21 protein-coding genes are annotated in these 18,140 nt (G+C 62.4%); 12 read left to right on the plus strand and 9 right to left on the minus strand.

Annotation, left to right across the window (positions count from 1 at the left end; translation table 11 throughout):
- Window positions 1–76: 76 nt before the first annotated feature.
- From ACVDHE_RS00340 to ACVDHE_RS00355, 4 genes are all read right to left on the minus strand, one after another.
- The gene (locus ACVDHE_RS00340) at window positions 77–832 is read right to left on the minus strand and encodes a permease prefix domain 1-containing protein (protein ID WP_458885210.1); all 756 of its coding nucleotides are present in this window, start codon (window positions 830–832) and stop codon (window positions 77–79) included.
- 4 nt (window positions 833–836) lie between these two features.
- Window positions 837–1,178: a PadR family transcriptional regulator gene (locus ACVDHE_RS00345; RefSeq protein ID WP_213038923.1), complete on the minus strand. Its 342-nt coding sequence runs from the start codon at window positions 1,176–1,178 to the stop codon at window positions 837–839.
- 131 nt (window positions 1,179–1,309) lie between these two features.
- Window positions 1,310–2,224, minus strand: a complete 915-nt coding sequence (locus tag ACVDHE_RS00350) for a DUF3298 and DUF4163 domain-containing protein (protein ID WP_458885211.1) — start codon at window positions 2,222–2,224, stop codon at window positions 1,310–1,312.
- A gap of 18 nt (window positions 2,225–2,242) precedes the next feature.
- Entirely contained in the window at window positions 2,243–3,454 is a 1,212-nt protein-coding gene (locus tag ACVDHE_RS00355) for a tRNA(Met) cytidine acetate ligase (protein WP_458885212.1), read from the minus strand.
- 212 nt (window positions 3,455–3,666) lie between these two features.
- Here ACVDHE_RS00355 and ACVDHE_RS00360 point away from each other — a divergent pair, with 212 nt between their 5' ends.
- The 6 genes from ACVDHE_RS00360 to ACVDHE_RS00385 all read left to right on the plus strand — a co-directional run bounded on the left by ACVDHE_RS00360 (window position 3,667) and on the right by ACVDHE_RS00385 (window position 7,682).
- Window positions 3,667–4,872 (plus strand): acetate/propionate family kinase, encoded by a 1,206-nt coding sequence (locus ACVDHE_RS00360; protein ID WP_213038925.1) that lies wholly within the window; start codon window positions 3,667–3,669, stop codon window positions 4,870–4,872.
- Between the two features lie 77 nt (window positions 4,873–4,949).
- Complete coding sequence (locus tag ACVDHE_RS00365; protein WP_458885213.1) at window positions 4,950–5,507, plus strand: tRNA (mnm(5)s(2)U34)-methyltransferase; 558 nt, start codon at window positions 4,950–4,952, stop codon at window positions 5,505–5,507.
- Between the two features lie 79 nt (window positions 5,508–5,586).
- On the plus strand, window positions 5,587–5,994 hold the full coding sequence (locus tag ACVDHE_RS00370; protein ID WP_458885214.1) for a zinc ribbon domain-containing protein: 408 nt from the start codon (window positions 5,587–5,589) through the stop codon (window positions 5,992–5,994).
- Window positions 5,995–6,006: 12 nt separating this feature from the next.
- Window positions 6,007–6,693 (plus strand): 5'-methylthioadenosine/S-adenosylhomocysteine nucleosidase, encoded by a 687-nt coding sequence (locus ACVDHE_RS00375; protein ID WP_458885215.1) that lies wholly within the window; start codon window positions 6,007–6,009, stop codon window positions 6,691–6,693.
- Window position 6,694: 1 nt separating this feature from the next.
- Window positions 6,695–7,156: an S-ribosylhomocysteine lyase gene (locus ACVDHE_RS00380; protein WP_325224960.1), complete on the plus strand. Its 462-nt coding sequence runs from the start codon at window positions 6,695–6,697 to the stop codon at window positions 7,154–7,156.
- 19 nt (window positions 7,157–7,175) lie between these two features.
- Complete coding sequence (locus ACVDHE_RS00385; protein ID WP_458885216.1) at window positions 7,176–7,682, plus strand: HD domain-containing protein; 507 nt, start codon at window positions 7,176–7,178, stop codon at window positions 7,680–7,682.
- 39 nt (window positions 7,683–7,721) lie between these two features.
- Here ACVDHE_RS00385 and ACVDHE_RS00390 read toward each other — a convergent pair whose 3' ends face one another.
- Entirely contained in the window at window positions 7,722–7,925 is a 204-nt protein-coding gene (locus ACVDHE_RS00390) for a helix-turn-helix transcriptional regulator (RefSeq protein ID WP_458885217.1), read from the minus strand.
- The gene (locus ACVDHE_RS00395; protein ID WP_458885218.1) at window positions 7,915–8,277 is read right to left on the minus strand and encodes a DUF3796 domain-containing protein; all 363 of its coding nucleotides are present in this window, start codon (window positions 8,275–8,277) and stop codon (window positions 7,915–7,917) included. The genes ACVDHE_RS00390 and ACVDHE_RS00395 overlap by 11 nt, the downstream gene beginning before the upstream one ends.
- A gap of 168 nt (window positions 8,278–8,445) precedes the next feature.
- On the opposite strand from ACVDHE_RS00395, the gene ACVDHE_RS00400 reads away from it, so the two are divergent.
- From ACVDHE_RS00400 to ACVDHE_RS00425, 6 genes are all read left to right on the plus strand, one after another.
- Entirely contained in the window at window positions 8,446–9,333 is an 888-nt protein-coding gene (locus tag ACVDHE_RS00400) for a helix-turn-helix domain-containing protein (RefSeq protein WP_458885219.1), read from the plus strand.
- A 143-nt stretch (window positions 9,334–9,476) separates the two neighbouring features.
- Window positions 9,477–9,788, plus strand: a complete 312-nt coding sequence (gene rplU / locus ACVDHE_RS00405) for a 50S ribosomal protein L21 (RefSeq protein ID WP_022290689.1) — start codon at window positions 9,477–9,479, stop codon at window positions 9,786–9,788.
- 8 nt (window positions 9,789–9,796) lie between these two features.
- The gene (locus ACVDHE_RS00410; RefSeq protein WP_213038932.1) at window positions 9,797–10,129 is read left to right on the plus strand and encodes a ribosomal-processing cysteine protease Prp; all 333 of its coding nucleotides are present in this window, start codon (window positions 9,797–9,799) and stop codon (window positions 10,127–10,129) included.
- Window positions 10,130–10,172: 43 nt separating this feature from the next.
- Window positions 10,173–10,454 (plus strand): 50S ribosomal protein L27, encoded by a 282-nt coding sequence (gene rpmA, locus ACVDHE_RS00415; protein WP_213038933.1) that lies wholly within the window; start codon window positions 10,173–10,175, stop codon window positions 10,452–10,454.
- 159 nt (window positions 10,455–10,613) lie between these two features.
- The gene (gene obgE / locus ACVDHE_RS00420) at window positions 10,614–11,900 is read left to right on the plus strand and encodes a GTPase ObgE (RefSeq protein WP_458885220.1); all 1,287 of its coding nucleotides are present in this window, start codon (window positions 10,614–10,616) and stop codon (window positions 11,898–11,900) included.
- 488 nt (window positions 11,901–12,388) lie between these two features.
- Window positions 12,389–13,771, plus strand: coding sequence for a TrpB-like pyridoxal phosphate-dependent enzyme (locus tag ACVDHE_RS00425; RefSeq protein WP_458885221.1), 1,383 nt, complete (start codon window positions 12,389–12,391; stop codon window positions 13,769–13,771).
- Window positions 13,772–13,831: 60 nt separating this feature from the next.
- Here the strand turns inward: ACVDHE_RS00425 and ACVDHE_RS00430 are convergent, their stop codons facing one another.
- Genes ACVDHE_RS00430 through ACVDHE_RS00440 form a run of 3 tightly spaced genes read right to left on the minus strand, consistent with a single transcriptional unit; the run spans window position 13,832 to window position 17,805 of the window.
- On the minus strand, window positions 13,832–16,372 hold the full coding sequence (locus ACVDHE_RS00430; RefSeq protein ID WP_458885222.1) for a hybrid sensor histidine kinase/response regulator: 2,541 nt from the start codon (window positions 16,370–16,372) through the stop codon (window positions 13,832–13,834).
- Entirely contained in the window at window positions 16,372–16,728 is a 357-nt protein-coding gene (locus ACVDHE_RS00435; RefSeq protein WP_213038937.1) for an Hpt domain-containing protein, read from the minus strand. The genes ACVDHE_RS00430 and ACVDHE_RS00435 overlap by 1 nt, the downstream gene beginning before the upstream one ends.
- A gap of 12 nt (window positions 16,729–16,740) precedes the next feature.
- Window positions 16,741–17,805: an HD domain-containing phosphohydrolase gene (locus ACVDHE_RS00440; RefSeq protein ID WP_213038938.1), complete on the minus strand. Its 1,065-nt coding sequence runs from the start codon at window positions 17,803–17,805 to the stop codon at window positions 16,741–16,743.
- Between the last annotated feature and the right edge of the window lie 335 nt (window positions 17,806–18,140).

Consider the following 18,140-nt stretch of genomic DNA (forward strand, 5'->3'; position numbering starts at 1 on the left):
GCTGGTGAAGCACACCAGAGCCGCTAGGAGAAGCCCCCACCGCGCAGCCCTTTTCCTGCGGGTGAGCAGTCTTTTTTTATGACGCCGCATCTGCTTCCCACTCCTCCCAGCACAGCGGGATCTCCACCCGCACATCGTAGCCGTTTTTCTGGTAGCAGGCCACAATGTACGCATCGTCCCGCGTCACCTGAATATTGCCCCAGTCGCAATATCGCTGGTATCCGGTCAAGCCCTCCGTTTGTTCTTTCGTCTCCGTGGTAAAGGCCAGATCCCACAGCAGGCTTTCCGAGGGAACACCCAGCCAGCGCCGGTCGTAATTGCAGGCCCAGACGCTGGCCCAGGCCGTTCCGTCCTCCTCAAACGCCATGACGCCCACCCGGTAGATATACAGCACGTCGCTGCCCACCTCTGCCCGGATATCCAGGTCTTTGGTGTAGACATGCTCCCCATCATTACTCGCAAGCACATACCGATAAACCGCCTGCTCCGGGTCCGTGCGGGCGGCAATATTCCTCCAGATCAGCTCCACATCCGATATGGTCACAAGGACGATCACGAAAAGCGCCGCCGCCAGCGCCATGGCCGCCCGGCTCAGCAGCACCCAGCCCCAGCCGGTATACTGTTTGTTCAGCTCCCGGCCCACCTCCTTCGGGTCCCCCATGGCGGCCAGGGTCCGCTCCTCCGCCAGCTCCGGCTCGTAGCCCAGCTCCAGAAGGCCCGCCATGTGGTCCTCGATGTGACCGTCGATCTCCGCGCGGATGGCGGCGCGCTCACGGCTCGTCACACGGCGCAGAGCGGAGAGCACCGCGGCCGTATAGTCCTGCCTGTCCATGGCATCACGCCAGGCTCAGCCCGGCGCTGGACCGCAGCACCGCGTTGACCGCGCCGGAATACGCCTTCCAGGCCGCCGCCTCCTCCTTCAGGGCTGCCTCCCCCCGGCGGGTCAGATGGTAATATTTCCGCACCCGGCCGGTGGGGGCCTCCTGCTGGTACGCCTCCACATACCCCTGCCGCTCCAGACCGTGGAGCACCGGATAGAGGGTCCCCTCCTTCATCTCAAAGGTGTGGTCCGACCGGCGGGCCAGCTCCAGGATCATCTGGTAGCCGTACATATCCTCTCCCGCCAGCAGGGACAGCACCAGCAGCTGTGTGTGCTCAATGGGCTTTTTCCGTTCCATAGGCTGCCTCCTTCCAAAGCTGATACCTAGTTTCTCTATTTAAAATTATACATAGTGATACTAGGTATGTCAAGCGGCAAAAACGCGGGCCTGCCGGCCCGCGCTTTTATTCATATGCATATGTATTTTTCTCAGGGGACGGCTGCGCCCGCATTTGCCTCCAGGCCCAGCAGTTCCAGTCCGTGAGCGCTGAGATAGGGGATCAGCTGCTCGTAGGTCAGGTGATACACCTGGGACCCCATCACATAGGCGGCCAACTCATAGGGAGAAAACCCCACCGTCATACCATCCTCGTCAAAAGAGACGGCGTAGCTGCTCCAGCCGGCAGTGATCTCCTCATAATTGGGCCAGAAAAACGACTCTGCCGTCAGGTCATTTTCCGCCGCCACCAGGCGGCTCTGGCGGAGGATCTCCTCATAAACGGCGTCGGAAAACGCCTGGCCGTCCGTTGCCAGCGCTTCCGCCGTGAAAAACTGACCGGTGGTCAGGTCGAAATTCCAGGACAGCAGCACGGTATTGGGATGGGCGCCTCCGGTATAACTGTAATAGGCCGCAGACACGCTGACCATACAGTCCGTCTGATATACCGTGCAGTCCATTTCCATATTATACGCCGACGGCCACTCCAGGCCGGTCTCCTGGCGGAAAGCATAATCCTCCCGGGCAAGATCGGTCATGTCCTGAAACTCCGTCTCCACGGTAGCCGGGCCAAACTTGGCGTTGAACACCTCCGCCGCGGCCACGGCCTGCTTCTCCTCCTCGGTGCGGCCCTGTTCCAAAGCAGTACCGTCCCGCCGGAAAACAGTCATCACCGGGTACTGGAAGCGGCAGGTCACCAGCTCCGTCCCGTCATCGGCCTGAACCGCATTCTCATAGGTATCAATTTCGATCTGATAGGCGAGGCTCTCCGGCGCCGCTTCCGACAGCACGACATGCTCTTCCAGAGAGTGCTCCAGGTCCACCGCGGACTGGCCAGCGGAAGGCGCCCTTCCGGCGCAGGCCGTCAGGGTAGTGAGCACCAAAAACAGTGCGATGATCGCTTCCATAAATGGGGTCTCCTTTCCTCAGCAGGGTGGGGGCCCTCCCAAGATCACAGGTCCTTCTCTCCACTCCCCGCCGCCTTGAGCGGCAGACAGAGCGGGATAGGCCAGGGTATACAGGTCCGTGGCCCGGGCTTCCAGCGCCAGCAGGCGCCGGGCCTCCGGTCCCAGGGTCCGCACATCGGCGGGCTTGGTCAGAATGGGAACAGAGGCCTCTCTGCGCATGGCGGAGAGCAGACGGCGGCCGGTATCGTTGGCGGCCAGGGGCCGCAGATAGGGCACCGCCGCAGGCACGTCGGCAGGGGTCAGGCCCAGGTAAGCCCACAGCACCATCCGGCGCAGCCGGGCATAGGCGTAGCGCTTGGTCTTGGCGGCAGACAGGATCTCCGCCACCGAGACCGCGGAGCGGGACGCCTCCCAGAGGCGGCGGCACAGTCCCTCCCGCCCCTGGTCCAGGGCAGCGAAGTCAGATTCGGTCATGGTCCGCAGCCGGGCCAGCAGGGCCCGCTGGCAGGTCTCGGCGAACACCGGCGCGCGGCCGGCAGCGGCCTCCTCCCGATAAACCTTCGCCATGGCGGGAGGCAGCAGGGACAGGGCCCGCTCCGTCTCTCCGTCCCGCAGCAGCGCCCGGATGGCGGAGGCGGAGGGGTGAGCGCCGGGCTCCAGCGCCCCGTCGTGAACACTGCCGGTCCGCCTGACCGTCAGGGGACGGATGGAACTGCGGCGGCGCAGCAGCGCCTTGCAATACTCCACGCCCAGGATATTATTGGCGGTCTCCAGCAACACCGCTTTCTCCGGCCCCAGCAGGGCCGACACAGCCTCCTGGCGGCAGGCGGCGTAGGACCGCCCAGAGTCCAGGCGGCGCCGCAGCGCGTCGGGGTACTCCGGAGACAGCAGGCAGGCGGCCAGCTCCATCAGCGGCTCCGCCGCGCCGCACTCACTGCCGAAGGCCAGATCCGTCACCACGCCGGAGGCGGAGAGCACCTGAACGCCGCCGTCGGCGAAGGTCTCCGCCGAGGAAACGGCCCAGGGCAGGGGCAGTTCCAGCACCAGATCCGCGCCGCTCTCCACGGCGGCCCGGGCCCGCTGGTGCTTGCGCAGCAGGGCAAAGTCTCCCCGCTGGACGAAGTTCCCGCTCATGGCGCAGACGATGGCGGTATCCGGCCCAAGCCGCCGCCGGGTCTGGGCCAGCAGATACAGATGTCCGCTGTGCAGGGGATTGTATTCTACGATCATACCCGCAGTGCGCACAAATTTCACCCCAATCCAATGACAAAAAAGTGACATTTCGGTAAAAATGCAGGTTGCCTCCGGGGAAAACTTTGTTATAATAGGTATTGTGAGGGATTCCGTCCGCCGAGGCGGAGAATCCTTTCCGTCATTATTCTATATCAGAACGGGAAAAACCGCAAGGATTTCCCCAAAAGGTGCAGAGGAGTCGTGAAATTATGAACATTCTGGTCATCAACGCAGGCAGTTCCTCCCTGAAGTATCAGCTGCTGAATCCCGAGACCGGCACCCTGCTGGCCAAGGGCCTGTGCGAGCGCATCGGCATCGACGGCAAGTTCACCTACAAGCCCCAGGTAGAGGGCAAGAAGGTCCTGGACGCCATCGATGTGGCCATGCCCACTCACTCCGAGGCCATCCAGGCCGTACTGGACGCGCTGGTGGACAAGGACAACGGCGTCATCGGCTCCATGGCGGAGATCGACGCGGTGGGCCACCGTGTGGTGCACGGCGGCGAGGCCTTCAACAAGTCCGTGCTCATCACCGACGAGGTCATGAAGGCCCTGGAGGACTGCATCCCCCTGGCTCCTCTCCACAACCCCGCCAACATCACCGGCATCAACGCCTGCACCGCCGTCATGGGCAAGGACGTGCCCCAGGTGGCCGTGTTCGACACCGCCTTCCACCAGACCATGCCCGCCAAGGCCTACATGTACGCTCTGCCCTATGAGTACTACGAGAACGACAAGGTCCGCCGCTACGGCTTCCACGGCACCTCCCACAAGTACGTGGCCGGCCGCGCCGCCGCCATGCTGGGCAAGAAGCCCGAGGAGCTCAAGCTGATCTCCTGCCACCTGGGCAACGGCTCCTCCGTCACCGCCATCGACGGCGGCAAGAGCGTGGACACCTCCATGGGCTTCACTCCCCTGGCAGGTCTGCCCATGGGCACCCGCTCCGGTGATCTGGACGCCGGCATTCTCCAGTACCTGATGAACAAGTATCAGCTGAACATCGATGACATGCTGAACATCCTCAACAAGAAGTCCGGCGTGCAGGGCGTCTCCGGCGTCTCCTCCGACTTCCGCGATCTGGAGAACGCCCACAAGGAGGGCAACGAGCGCGCTGGCCTGGCCGTGGATATGTTCAACTACGGCGTCAAGAAGCTGATCGGCGCGTATGCCGCCGCCATGGGCGGTGTGGACGCCATCATCTTCACCGCCGGTGTGGGCGAGAACTCCGCCTCCCAGCGCCTGGCCATCGCCTCTGATCTGGAGTTCATGGGCGTGAAGATGGACGCCGAGGCCAACAACGTCCGGGGCAAGGAGGTCGTGATCTCTGCCGCCGACTCCAAGGTGAAGGTCCTGCTGATCCCCACCAACGAGGAGCTCATGATTGCCATGGACACCGCCGCCATCGTCAAGGGCTGATCCTTCAAACACGGCAGGTCCTCCCTGAGCATTCAGGGAGGACCTGTTTTCATCTCAACGCGTAAGGAGGCGCCGCCATGCAGCGCAACACCCTCTCCATGGTCCACGACTTTCTCCGCCATACGGTCCGCCCCGGCGCCCTGTGCATCGACGCCACCGCCGGCAAAGGTCGGGACACCGCCCTGCTGTGCCGTCTGGCGGGGCCGGAAGGCACCGTACTGGCCTTCGACATCCAGCCCGCCGCGGTGGAGCAGACCCGCATCCTGCTGGAGCAGGAGGGTCTTTCTGCCCGGGTGATCCTGGACAGCCACGCCCATATGGAGCGCTACGCCGCCCCCGGCACCGTGGACTGCGTGGTGTTCAACCTGGGCCGTCTCCCCGGCGGCGACCCCGCCGTCTTCACCCAGGCGGACACCACCCTGGCCGCCATCGACGCGGGGCTGCGGCTGCTGCGCCCCGGCGGCGCCATGGCCATCGCCCTCTACTACGGCGGCGCCAACGGCTACGGTGAGCGGGACGCGGTCCTGGCCCACCTCAAAACCCTGGACGACCGGGCCTTCTCCGTTCTCTGCTGCGACTGGACCAACCGGCGGGGCGATCCGCCCATGCCCATTTTCCTTTGGAAAGAGGGGTGACCTCCCCGCAAATCGCCGTTGTCCTCTCCGGACAGCTGTGGTATACTGAGCGAAACTGAAACGACAGGAGCACTGCCCTATGAAAAGCGTCAAGCCCGGCCGGGGCCCCTCGGCCATGGGAGCCGTTGGCTCCCTGTTCGCCGCCGTATTCGGCGTCATCTGGACCATCGCAGCCGCCTCCATGGGAGCGCCGGTATTCTTCTGTCTCTTTGGCGTGGTGTTCGTGATCCTGGGCATCGTTCAGGCCATCTACAACTTCAAAAACGCCACTGGTGAGAACCGCTACTCCGCCTTCGACATCGTGGACAGCGCCGAGGAGCCGGATCCCCTGGACCGGCACTTCCACCTGGACCGCGGACCGGAGGACCTTCCGGAGGGCAGCGGCGAGGACGGCGACTTCCGCTTCTGCCCCTACTGCGGCGCCCGCTTGGGCAGCGGCTTCACCTTCTGTGGCAAGTGCGGCAAGCGCCTGCCGGAGGAACCCTGAGGAGGACCACACATGAAAATCGGACTACAATTCGCCATGCCGGCGGAGCTCCACGCTCTGCCCGGTGCCCGGGACTGGACGCCGACAGAGACTGTCTCCGGCGTCCCCATCTTTCATCCCGCGCCCGGGATCGTGGCCTGCGCCGGGGGCGTCAGCAAGGTCAACGCCGCCATGGCGGCAGAGCTGCTGTGCCTGCGCTATGGCGTGGACCTGATCGTCAACGCCGGCGTGGCCGGGTGCTTCACGGACCTGCCCACCGGCTCACTGGTGGTGGTGTCGGACTTCGTCCAGCACGATGTGGACACCACCGCTGTGGGCGACCCCATCGGGCTGGTCTCCACGGTCAACCAGGTCTCCTTCCCCACCTGGAGGCCGGAGCGGTGCGCAGCGCTGCTGAAGGAGGCCGGATTTGACGCCGTCACCGGCCGGGCCGCCACCGGCGACTGGTTCGCCGTGAAGGGGGACCGGGCCGCCTGGATTCGGGACACCTTCTCCCCCCTGCTGGCGGAGATGGAGGGCGGCGCCATTGCCCAGGTGTGCCTGCGCAACGGCATAGGCTGCGTGTCGGTGAAGTCCGTCTCGGATCACCTCTTCAGCGACACCCAGTCGGAGGAATACTTTGATTTCGGTCAGGCGTTGGAAAACCTGGGGCGGGTGGTCCTGCCCCTGGCCCAGGCCCTGCAGAAGGAGGAACTTTGAGATGGAACGGATCGCCAGCTTCACCGTGGATCACAACAAACTGCTCCCCGGCCTCTACCTGTCCCGCCGGGACGGGGACATCGTCACCCTGGACCTGCGGTTCAAACGCCCCAACACCGGGGACCTGCTGAGCAACAGCGAGATGCACTCCGCGGAGCATCTGATCGCTACGCTCCTGCGCAACTCCCCCCAGAAAGAGGCCGTCATCTACTTCGGCCCCATGGGCTGCCAGACGGGCTTCTACTTCCTCTTCGACAGCCGCCTGCTGGATCTGGCGGGGGCCGTGGAACTGGTGAAGGCCGTCTTTGCCCAGGCCGCCGCGTACCAGGGCGAAATGCCCGGCAAGAGCGCCGCGGAATGCGGAAATTATGTCAATCTCGATCTGGACACCGGCAGGGCGGTCTGCCGCTTCTACGCGGAATTGATCCGGAACTGGACCGTGGAGCAGCTGGCCTACGACTGACCGGACGGGGGCCTTTTTGATGACGCACACGTCCTGCGATATCGCCGATCTGGTCCGCTTTTACGGCGGAGACATCCTCTCCTCCGGCAGCATGGAGACGGAAAAGCTCTTTTTCCAGCACGGGGACGTCACCGTGTTCGCCCACTCCTTCGCCGTGGCCTGCCTGTGCCTGTATCTGGTCCTGCTGCTGGACCTGCGGGTGGACCGGCGGGCCCTGGTCCGGGGCGCTCTGCTCCACGATTACTTCCTCTACGACTGGCATGTGCCGGACCCCAGTCACCGGTTCCACGGCTTCTCCCACCCCCGGCGGGCCCTGGAGAACGCGGAGCGGGACTTTCCGCTGGGTCCCATCGAGCGGGACGCCATCGTCCGGCACATGTTTCCCCTGACCCTGGCGCCGCCCAAATACCGGGAGGGCGCCCTGATCTGCGCGGCGGACAAGCTGTGCGCCCTGTGCGAGACCGTGTCCGCTCTGGGCCTGCTGGCCCGGCTGACCTACGCCAGGCCCCGGCGCTCCGCCCGCTAAAAAAACGCAGCCTCTCCCAGGTGGGAGAGGCTGCGTTTTTTATGGTTCCGGCTCCACGGTGAAAACGTCCTCAATGGGTACGCCGAATACCTTAGCGATATTCCACGCCAGCACCAGAGAGGGGTTGTAGCGGCCCTTTTCCAGATTGCCGATAGTCTCCCTCCGGACGCCTACCAGCCTGGCCAGATCTTCCTGTTTCAACCCCAGCCGGGCCCGGTGCTCTTTCATACGGTTACGGATCACGGTCCATCCCCCAGCTCTCCCGGAACCCATACAGGGCCGTCAGCAGGGCAAACACCGCCACGGACACCGCCCACCCGGCGGCACAGCCTGCGGCCAGGGCCCGCCCGGGATTGCCGCCCAGGGCCAGAGTCCCTATGGTCACCGCCATCACGGCTAACATCCCAGCCACAAAACCCAGCGCGGCAGCCCGGGTCAGCTGTGCCTCTGCCATCTCGTCAGAAGGCAGGAAGAAATACTGAAAGTCCACAGCAAACGCAAAAAAAGCCAGGAAACTCCGCTCTTCTGTAAAGACACCGATGAACCCCAATAGGGATAACAATCCCAGAGAGCCATACAGATATTGCTTTTTCATATTGACCTCCCGCTTCGTTATGTGGTATATTTATCGCTTTATGAGAAAATTATACCATATTCCAACAATCTGTCAAGGGGCTGCTTTCCGCGCAAACGATATTGGCGTGACAAGTTTTCCGGTTCGTGATAGGCTGGGATCAGCAAAGCGCAAAAGGAGATGGCGCACATGGCATCCGTCGGCAAGCACATCCGACATCTGCGAACTGCCAGAGGGCTGACCCAGGAGCAGCTGGCAGAGATGCTGTTCGTCACCCGTCAGACCGTCTCCGTCTGGGAGACCGGCAGGGCCCAGCCGGACCTGGAGACGCTGGAGCGGATCGCGGCGGCTCTGGAGACCGATGTGACGGAAGTCATCTACGGCGTGTCCCGGCCTCAGGCTTTGGGGCCGCTCAAGTGTCGTTGGGCCATGATCGGCGGCATAATAGCCATTATAATAGTTTTTGTATTTATTATATTGTTCAAAAACGGCACCTACGGTGCTTGGCGGTATGGGTTGTCCTCTCAGCTCAGCAGCGCCGACTACACGCTTTCGTACAACGAGGTTCCCGGCAGCTGGTCCGTGAAGCTGGATCTGGTGGATCTGGACAGCAACGCCGGAAAGATCCTCTATGAGGATGAGAGCGGCTGCCGGATCCTGGTGGATGTGGTGGATGAACACGAGGGGGCCTACCGGGTCTGGTTCCGCTCATACGGCGTATGCGGATGGAAAGGCGGGACGCTGGTATCCGGCTGTCAGACAGTCCCTGCAGAGTGCTCCTCCGGACAGGATGCCCCTCTGAGGCAGACCGCCGTGAGCGGCGAGGACAGCTTCTGGACTTGGGAGACCTATGCCTCCATGACAGCCGCCGTGGACGGAGCGGACTACCCCTGTACCTTGGCCGGAGAGAGCAGTCTGATTTACAAGAATGGCAATCAGTTCGGCTTCCATCTGAATCCCCGGAGATCAGATGGGGAACCGGTCGATATCGGCGGACTGGAGCAGATCACGGTCACTGTCTCCGGACTCACCCGTCTCTCCACCCAACGGATCGCCCATTTCTGGGATATAGGCTGATTTTTCCGCATTTTTCTTAAAAATCCCGTTGACAATTCTCACTTTCACTGATATACTTGGTAAGCCGCTTTGAATGGGCTTGAAGTGTCCCACCCGGACCGCCCCCGACAGCGAGCCCGTAATGAAGGAGTTGAAATCAGAGAATGAACGCTATCATCGTGACCGGCGGCAAGCAGTACAAGGTGGCCGAGGGCGACGTGGTCTACATCGAGAAGCTGGACCAGGAAGCCGGCGACACCGTGAAGTTCGACCAGGTCCTGGCCGTCATCGACGGCGAGAAGGCCACCTTCGGCACTCCCGTTGTGGAGGGCGCCAGCGTGGAGGCCAAGATCGTCAAGAACGGCAAGGGCAAGAAGATCCGCATCTTCAAGTACAACGCCAAGAAGGGCTACCGCAAGCGTCAGGGCCATCGTCAGCCCTACACCAAGGTCGAGATCGCCAAGATCTCCGTCTGATCGGGAACATGACCACTGTCACATTCCGCATGGAGGGCGACCGGATCACCGGGTTCGATGTCCAGGGCCACAGCGGCTACGCTGAGGCCGGGAGCGACATCGTCTGCGCCGCCGTCACCAGCGCCGTGCGCCTGGTGGAGACCACCGTCAACGACGTGATGGGTCTGGCGGCCTCCGTGAAGATCCGGGAACAGGACGCATCCATCTCCCTGCGGCTGCCGGGAGGCCTCTCCCCCACCGCCGAGAGCACCTGCCAGACCCTTCTGGCGGGCCTGATGGTCTACTTCGCCCAGCTCCATGACGAATACCCCGACAACATCGAAGCTCTGGAGGACGACTGATGTCCTCTCCATCTAAACTCTGAAAGAAAGGATGGTTCGTATCATGATTCGTATTGGTCTTCAGTTCTTCGCCCACAAGAAGGGCGGCGGCTCCACCAAGAACGGCCGTGATTCTCAGGCCAAGCGCCTGGGCCCCAAGCGGGCTGACGGTCAGTTCGTCAAGGCCGGCAACATTCTGGTCCGCCAGCGCGGCACCCACATTCACCCCGGTGTGAACGTGGGCATCGGCAGCGACGACACGCTGTTCGCTACCGCCAGCGGCGTCCTCCGCTTTGAGCGGCTGGGCAAGGACCGCAAGCAGGCTTGCGTCTACGAGGCTGAATAAGCTGTGAGCGAGGGTCCGGACGAATGGTCCGGACCCTCGTTTTTTCTCTCCTTTCCGGCCCGGAAGAGCTCCCGCCCTTGACGGAGTATAGGTTTTCGGGTAAAATAGGTGAGATTTGGAATACTGTTCTCAGAATTTACAGAGATTTGAGGTAGCAATATGGCGACTTCCTTCATCGACAAGGCCCGGATCACCGTCCGGGCAGGCAACGGCGGCAACGGCGCGGTGGCCTTCCACCGGGAGAAATACGTGGCCGCCGGCGGCCCCGACGGCGGCGACGGCGGCAAGGGCGGCTCCATCATTTTGCAGGTGGACGACAACATGTCCACCCTGATGGACTTCCGCTACAAGCGCAAGTACGTGGCCGAGAACGGCGCCGACGGCATGGGCGGCCGCAAGTCCGGCAAGGACGGCGCCAGCCTTACCATCAGGGTTCCCCGGGGCACCCTGGTCCGGGACGCCGAGTCCGGCGAGATCATCAAGGATATGTCCGACAGCGAGCCCTACGTCCTGTGCAGGGGCGGCCGGGGCGGCTGGGGCAATATGCACTTCGCCACCCCCACCCGGCAGGTGCCCCGCTTCGCCAAGGCGGGACTGCCCGGCGAGAGCCACGACGTGCTGCTGGAGCTGAAGCTCCTGGCGGACGTGGGCCTGATCGGTTTCCCCAACGTGGGTAAATCCACCCTGCTGTCCGTGGTGTCCAAGGCACAGCCCAAGATCGCCAACTACCACTTCACCACCCTGTACCCCAACCTGGGCGTGGTGTGGGTGGAGGAAGGCGTCTCCTTCGTCATGGCCGACATCCCCGGCATCATCGAGGGCGCCAGCGAGGGCGCGGGCCTGGGCCACGACTTCCTGCGGCACATCGACCGCTGCCGCCTGCTGGTCCACCTGGTGGACGTGTCCGGCAGCGAGGGCCGGGACCCGGTGGCGGACTTTGACGCCATCAACGCAGAGCTGGCCCAGTACAGCCCGGACCTTGCAAAGCGGCCCCAGATCGTCTGCGCCAACAAGTCCGACATCCTGGATCCCGACAGCGACAACCTGACCCGCCTGCGCCAGCACGTGGAGGCCCAGGGCTACACCCTGCTGGAGATCTCCGCGGCGGCCCATCAGGGTACGGCGGAGCTGGTGAAGAAGGTGGCCCAGATGCTCTCCGTCCTGCCGCCCGTCACGGTATACGAGCCGGAGTATGTGCCCAAGCCCCCGGTCATCGACGCCTCCGCCCCGCTGGACATCCAGCGGGCGGACGACGGCACCTGGCTGGTGGAGGGTCCCTGGCTCCAGCGGCTCATGGCCAACGTCAACTTCGCCGACTACGAGAGCCGCATGTGGTTCGACAAGACCCTGCGCCAGTCGGGCCTGTTCCAGCAGCTGGAGGACATGGGCATCCAGGACGGGGACACCGTGTCCATGTACGACTTCGAATTCGAATATCAGCGGTAACGCAACCGGTCCGGCGCCAATGGCGCCGGACCGGTTTTCCACCATTTTCCTGGCAAAATGTGATAAATTTTTCTTTGTATTTTTGTGAAAGCGCCACGAAAAAAATTTTGGTCCTTGACAAATCGGTCTGTTCCGCGTTACACTCACCCCAAGTTCACAGCAACAAACCGATGACGCGGACGAGTACACGGGATACCGCCTTTCCAAGAGAGCTGCCGGCGGTGGGATGGCAGCAGAGGAGGCCCCGCCGAATGGACCGCCGAGGGCGGACTGAACGCCGGAAGGCCAGTAAGGACGACGGGCTTTTCCCCCGTTACCAGGGAAAGACGTGTGACGGCACGTCGCCGAGCGGGCGAGATCTTCGCCAAATTGGGTGGCACCGCAGAAGTTTTCAGACTTTTGTCCCAAGGAACCATTGGATGGGTCCTTGTGGGACGAAGGTCTTTTTTCTTTCCCCCAGGGACCCCGGAATCGAAAGGAGAATCCCCATGACATTCGAAAAAATCCCCTACAAGATCTACCTGTCTGAAGACGAGCTGCCCCGGAATTGGTACAATGTGCGGGCCGATATGAAGAATAAGCCCGCTCCCCTGCTGAACCCCGCCACCGGCGCGCCCATGAACTATGAGGGCCTGCGCCCCGTGTTCTGCGACGAACTGATCCGCCAGGAGCTGAACAACGACGACCGGGAGATCCCCATTCCCCAGGAAATCCGGGACTTCTACAAGATGTACCGGCCCGCCCCTCTGGTCCGGGCCTACTGCCTGGAGGAGAAGCTCCAGACCCCCGCCAAGATCTACTACAAGTTCGAGGGCAACAACACCTCCGGCTCCCACAAGCTTAACTCCGCCATCGCCCAGGCCTACTACGCCAAGAACCAGGGCCTCAAGGGCGTCACCACCGAGACCGGCGCCGGCCAGTGGGGCACGGCCCTCTCCATGGCCTGCTCCTACCTGGGGCTGGACTGCCAGGTGTACATGGTGAAGGTCAGCTACGAGCAGAAGCCCTTCCGCCGGGAAGTCATGCGGACCTATGGCGCCGCCGTGACCCCCTCCCCCTCCGAGACCACCAACGTGGGCCGGGCCATCCTGAAGGCCCACCCCGGCACCACCGGCTCCCTGGGCTGCGCCATCTCTGAGGCCGTGGAGGCCGCCGCCAGCCAGGAGGGCTACCGCTATGTGCTGGGCAGCGTCCTCAACCAGGTGCTGCTGCACCAGTCCATCATCGGCCTGGAGGCCAAGGCGGCCCTGGACAAGTACAACGTGACCCCCGACATCATCATCGGCTGCGCCGGCGGCGGCAGCAACCTGGGCGGCCTGATCTCCCCCTTCATGGGTGAGAAGCTCCGGGGCGAGAAGGACTACCGCTTCATCGCCGTGGAGCCCGCCTCCTGCCCCAGCTTCACCCGGGGCAAGTTTGCCTACGACTTCTGCGACACCGGCATGGTCTGCCCCCTGGCCAAGATGTACACCCTGGGCAGCAACTTCATCCCCTCCGCCAACCATGCCGGCGGCCTGCGGTATCACGGTATGAGCCCGGTGCTGTCCCAGTTGTACCACGACGGGTACATGGAGGCCGTGGCCGTGGAACAGACCAAGGTCTTTGAGGCCGCCGAGCAGTTCGCCCGGGTGGAGGGCATCCTGCCTGCCCCCGAGTCCAGCCACGCTATCCGGGTGGCCATCGACGAGGCCATGAAGTGCAAGGAGACCGGTGAGGAAAAAACCATTCTCTTCGGCCTCACCGGCACCGGCTACTTCGACATGGTGGCCTACGAGAAATTCCATAACGGCCAGATGCAGGACTACATCCCCTCCGACGAGGAGCTGGCTGCCAGCTTCGCCCAGCTGCCCAAGGTCCCTGGTCAGGATTGAGCGGAAGCCGATAAAGAAAAACGCCCCCGCGCCGATAGCGCGGGGGCGTTTTCGTGATGTTCAGCGGTCCTTCCGGATCCATTTGCCCAAGGTCTGGCACAGCAGGGAAAAGTCAATGGGCTTGGAGACATGGGCGTTGATGCCGGCGGCAGTGGTGGCCGCCACATCCTCGGCAAAGGCGTTGGCCGTCACCGCGATGATGGGGATGTCCGCATCCGGCCGGTGCATGGCCCGGATCCGGCGGGCGGATTCGCAGCCATCCATCTCCGGCATCTGCATATCCATCAAAATCGCGTCGAAGAAAAAGGGTTCAGAATCCCGGAAGAGCTCCATGGCCTCCCGGCCGTTCCAGGCCTGGGTGACCTGGACGCCGTTCATGTCCAGCAGCTCTGTGGTGATCTCCATATTCACCTCGTTGTCCTCCGCCAGCAGCACCCGCAGCCCCTCCAGAGATACCGGCTCCGGCTGCTCAGCAGGCGCGGGGGCCTCCTCCGGCGCATCGTAGCCGGGGGCTTCCTCCCGGGCGGCGGTAAAGGGCAGAATGATGGTGAAGGTGGTTCCCTTGCCCGGCTCGCTCTCCACCCGGATCTCACCGTTCATCTGGGTAATAAGGTTTTTGGTAATGGGCATCCCCAGGCCCGTCCCCGTCACCTTCCGGGCGCCGAAGCGCATCTCCCGGGAGTAGGGCTCAAAAATGTGGGGCAGGAAATCGGCCTCCATTCCCATACCAGAGTCCGACACCACCAGCTTGTACTGGGGCGCGCCGGGGCTTTCCAGCTGGGTCAGGGAAACGGAGACCGAGTCTCCGGGAGAGGTGAATTTCATGGCGTTGGACACCAGATTGTTGATTACCTGGCCGATGCGGAAGGGGTCCGCCAGGACCCAGGAGTCCCGCACCTGTACGGAAACAGAGAGTGTCTTATCCTCCCGCTCCGCCTGGAAATGGAAGGCGTCCATACAGTTTTCCACGCAGGCTTTCAGGTCGATCCACTGGTTGTTCAGGATCACCTTTCCCTGTTCCATCCGGGACATATCCAGAATATCGTTGATCAGCTCCAGCAGCTGTTTGCTGGAGTAATGGATCTTCTCCAGATACTCCGCTGTCTGGGCCGGGTCACCCGCGTGCTGGGCTGCCAGCTGGGAAAGGCCGATGATGGCGTTAAGCGGCGTGCGCATGTCATGGGACATACTGCTGAAAAAGCTCTGCTTGGCCGCCTCGTTCTGGCGAGCCAGCTCCAGCGCGTCCTGCAGGAGTTTTCGCTCCCGCAGCTGGCCCTGCTTCTCCTCCTCCACCTCACGGAAGCTGAGGACCACCTCCTCCGGTGCCAGGGACTCGTCAAACAGCACCCGCACGCTGACCCATCGATACTCCTCTCCAAAGCGGCGGAGAAACTCTCCGCCGAAGTCCCGTACACGGCGGGACACCAGAGACTGGATGCTCTCCCGGGAAAAGCTGCGCATATACTCATCATAGGCCTCCGGCTGGATGACCTCTCCGATGACACGCTGCAGATCCTCGTAGCTGCCGGTTTCCGGCAGGCGGGCGCGGACATAGTCGGAGCCCTTAATGGTCTCGTAGGTACCCTGGCCGTAGTCCACCCGATAGAGGGCATAGTAAAAGTTGCCGAGCACCCGCACCGTCTCGTTGGTACGTTCCATCCGGGCATTGATGCGGACATCCCGCCAGGTCATGGCGGCCACCATCAGCAAAAACAGTGCAATGATGGCGGCAAAGGCCAGATAGAACCAATTCATGCTGCTGAGGATATTGGAATAGGGACTGGTGACGATGGAGTACCAGCCGTTGTCCATCACAGTATAGTAGACCGCCCGGTGCTCACCGTTGGAATCGGTGATGAAATCGTCATATGCCGCCAGATCACCGTTTTCGATCTGCTGAATCAGTTCTCCCAAATACCGGTGCATCCCATCGTCATCCACATCCAGATCCGCGTGGCAAAAGATGACGGTACCCTCTCCGTCGCACAGGAAAAAGGAGTCTCCGGCGGAAATCTCCTGGTCGGTGAAACGGAAGGCAAAATTCTCCGGAAACACATCGAAGGCCAACACCGCTTCAGCCGCGCTGCTCTTCTGCGCGGCCGTGATGACAGGCTTTTGGAAAATCGCATCCGTATAGACATTGGTGAAAATGGCCTCGCCGTCCGCCGCTACGGCCTTTTGATACCACTCCGTACTGTAAACATCGTAGGTATCGTTCCCCTCCCAGGGATTGGCCGCCAGGATCTCGCCGTTCAGCACCAGATAGGGGTCCACGACGCCTTGTCCCAGAACGGCACCCAGCTGCTGAAAGTAAAGGTCCATCCACTCCAGCAGCTCCTCGGGACTGCTGCCGTCCCGTACCTGCTTATCCAGAGAGGCGGTACCGAAGGACAGCAGCGTCTCAAAAATCGAGAGATTGTTGCTCGCCTCCGCGGCGTAATTGCTGGACAGCGCGATCCCCATGCTCTGGGAATTGCGCAGCAGCGCTGTCCGCAGCAGCAGTCCTCCAGCGGAAGCCATCACCACCAGAATCAGCAGCCCCGCCAGATTCAGCCGCATATCGTGCAGGACCCGCTTCCAGCGGGCCTTTTTCCGCCTCATCAGCTGTTTTCTCCAATGGCGCGGACCACCGACTCATAGGCCCGGTCAATCTCCGGCATCAGCCCCGCCGCCTTGTCCCAGTCACCGGCCCTCAGGGCCTCCACCTGGCTCGTCAGCAGCCCGAACAGCTCCGGCATGGAGAGGTTGCCGCTCACGCCCTTAAGCGTGTGGGAGGCGGTCAGGGCCGCGGCCGGATCCCCGGCCGCCACGGCGGCGGAAAGAGCCGCATAGTTGCCGTCCGCCAGGAATTTCTTCAAAAATCGCTCCAGCAGCGCATCGTTGCCCATAAACCGCTCCAGTGCGCCGTCCACATCGATACCGGCAGCCGCCAGCCGCTCCTTCTTCAACGCGTCCATCGGTCTCCTCCTTTACAACTTATCTCTTTGGTACATCCGCTGCAGTTCCTCTTCCACAGAGAAGAAGCGATCCAGCAGCTCAGGATTGAACACGCCGCACTCCCCGTCCCGGATCATCTGCAGCACCCTTTCCCGGGGAAAGGCGTCCTTGTACACCCGCTTACAGCTCAGGGCGTCGTACACGTCCGCCAGGGAGACGATCTGGGCCCCGAGGGAGATCTCGTCACCCTTGAGTCCGTCGGGATAGCCCCGGCCATCCCATCGCTCGTGGTGGTGGCGGGCGATGTCGTAGGCGTAGTGGTAGACACCGTTTTCCCGCAGCTGGGGAATCTTCTCCAGCAGGAATCCGCCCTGGGTGGTGTGGGTCTTCATAATCTCGAACTCCTCCGGCGTCAGGCGGCCGGGCTTGTTCAAGATCGCATCGGGAATTGCAATCTTCCCCACATCGTGCATGATGGATGCCTGGGCGATCTGCTGAATCTGCTCCTTGCTCAGGCCCGCTCCCAGGTCCGTGTCCGACAGCAGGCTCTTGGTGATGTCGTGGATACGGCGGACGTGCTGGCCGGACTCGCCATTGCGGAACTCGATGGCGGCGGCCAGGGACTCGATCATGCCCTGGTTCAGATCGATGATCTTCTGCGCCTGAACCAGCAGCTCCGACTGCTGCCGCTCCACCACGTTGCCCAGACGTTTCCGGGCCCGGAACAGCTCCACCACGGAGTTGACCCGCCGCAGCACCACATAGGGCACCACCGGTTTGCTGATCACATCCATGACGCCCAGGCGGTAGGCCTCCTTCATGGTGGCATCGCTGGCCTCGGCGGTGATGAGAAACACCGGAATTTTTTCCAGCAGCTCCGCCGCCTGCAGAGCGCGCAGCACCTCCAGCCCGTCCATCTCAGGCATTACCACGTCCAGCAGCACGGCGCAGTAGCCCTCCGGGTCCGTCCGGATCTTCTCCAGACCGATCCGGCCGTTTTCCGCTTCCTCCACCCGATAAAAGGCAGAAAAGAGGTTATCCAAAATTCCCCGGTTGATCTCATCGTCATCGATCACCAGTATCGTATCAGGAATCATCGCACACTCCCCGCTTCCACAGAATCCAGGGCCCAAAAACAACCTTCCCGGGTCCTTCCGGCCGTGGCCGGAACCGCGCCGCACATCCGGAGACTCCACCTCCAGGCAGCGCCGACTGTCTATTTTTTTATTGATTATATCAGGCCTGGACGGTTTCAACAAGACACTTCTTTTTTCCGCCCGCAAACGTATGGCCGCAGCCAAATTCCCCGGACCCGCTACACGCTCATAGCCAGATGCCTCCCGTCAGAAAAGGCGCCCTGAAGCAAACGGCATCAATGCCCTCTCCCGGCATCTGCGCAGACTGAGCTGCGATGTACCAAGTTTCAGCACAC

Source organism: Dysosmobacter sp. Phy, assembly GCF_054476235.1.

Bases quoted from the DNA above. Each gene is read 5' to 3' on its own strand.
- ACVDHE_RS00340 (WP_458885210.1), bottom strand. From the start codon at position 832: ATGGACAGGCAGGACTATACGGCCGCGGTGCTCTCCGCTCTGCGCCGT.
- obgE (WP_458885220.1), top strand. From the start codon at position 10,614: ATGGCGACTTCCTTCATCGACAAGGCCCGGATCACCGTCCGGGCAGGC.
- ACVDHE_RS00360 (WP_213038925.1), top strand. From the start codon at position 3,667: ATGAACATTCTGGTCATCAACGCAGGCAGTTCCTCCCTGAAGTATCAG.
- ACVDHE_RS00410 (WP_213038932.1), top strand. From the start codon at position 9,797: ATGACCACTGTCACATTCCGCATGGAGGGCGACCGGATCACCGGGTTC.
- ACVDHE_RS00440 (WP_213038938.1), bottom strand. From the start codon at position 17,805: ATGATTCCTGATACGATACTGGTGATCGATGACGATGAGATCAACCGG.
- ACVDHE_RS00385 (WP_458885216.1), top strand. From the start codon at position 7,176: ATGACGCACACGTCCTGCGATATCGCCGATCTGGTCCGCTTTTACGGC.
- ACVDHE_RS00425 (WP_458885221.1), top strand. From the start codon at position 12,389: ATGACATTCGAAAAAATCCCCTACAAGATCTACCTGTCTGAAGACGAG.
- ACVDHE_RS00345 (WP_213038923.1), bottom strand. From the start codon at position 1,178: ATGGAACGGAAAAAGCCCATTGAGCACACACAGCTGCTGGTGCTGTCC.
- ACVDHE_RS00350 (WP_458885211.1), bottom strand. From the start codon at position 2,224: ATGGAAGCGATCATCGCACTGTTTTTGGTGCTCACTACCCTGACGGCC.
- ACVDHE_RS00400 (WP_458885219.1), top strand. From the start codon at position 8,446: ATGGCATCCGTCGGCAAGCACATCCGACATCTGCGAACTGCCAGAGGG.
- ACVDHE_RS00395 (WP_458885218.1), bottom strand. From the start codon at position 8,277: ATGAAAAAGCAATATCTGTATGGCTCTCTGGGATTGTTATCCCTATTG.
- rplU (WP_022290689.1), top strand. From the start codon at position 9,477: ATGAACGCTATCATCGTGACCGGCGGCAAGCAGTACAAGGTGGCCGAG.
- ACVDHE_RS00375 (WP_458885215.1), top strand. From the start codon at position 6,007: ATGAAAATCGGACTACAATTCGCCATGCCGGCGGAGCTCCACGCTCTG.
- ACVDHE_RS00435 (WP_213038937.1), bottom strand. From the start codon at position 16,728: ATGGACGCGTTGAAGAAGGAGCGGCTGGCGGCTGCCGGTATCGATGTG.
- ACVDHE_RS00370 (WP_458885214.1), top strand. From the start codon at position 5,587: ATGAAAAGCGTCAAGCCCGGCCGGGGCCCCTCGGCCATGGGAGCCGTT.
- rpmA (WP_213038933.1), top strand. From the start codon at position 10,173: ATGATTCGTATTGGTCTTCAGTTCTTCGCCCACAAGAAGGGCGGCGGC.
- ACVDHE_RS00380 (WP_325224960.1), top strand. From the start codon at position 6,695: ATGGAACGGATCGCCAGCTTCACCGTGGATCACAACAAACTGCTCCCC.
- ACVDHE_RS00355 (WP_458885212.1), bottom strand. From the start codon at position 3,454: ATGATCGTAGAATACAATCCCCTGCACAGCGGACATCTGTATCTGCTG.
- ACVDHE_RS00430 (WP_458885222.1), bottom strand. From the start codon at position 16,372: ATGAGGCGGAAAAAGGCCCGCTGGAAGCGGGTCCTGCACGATATGCGG.
- ACVDHE_RS00365 (WP_458885213.1), top strand. From the start codon at position 4,950: ATGCAGCGCAACACCCTCTCCATGGTCCACGACTTTCTCCGCCATACG.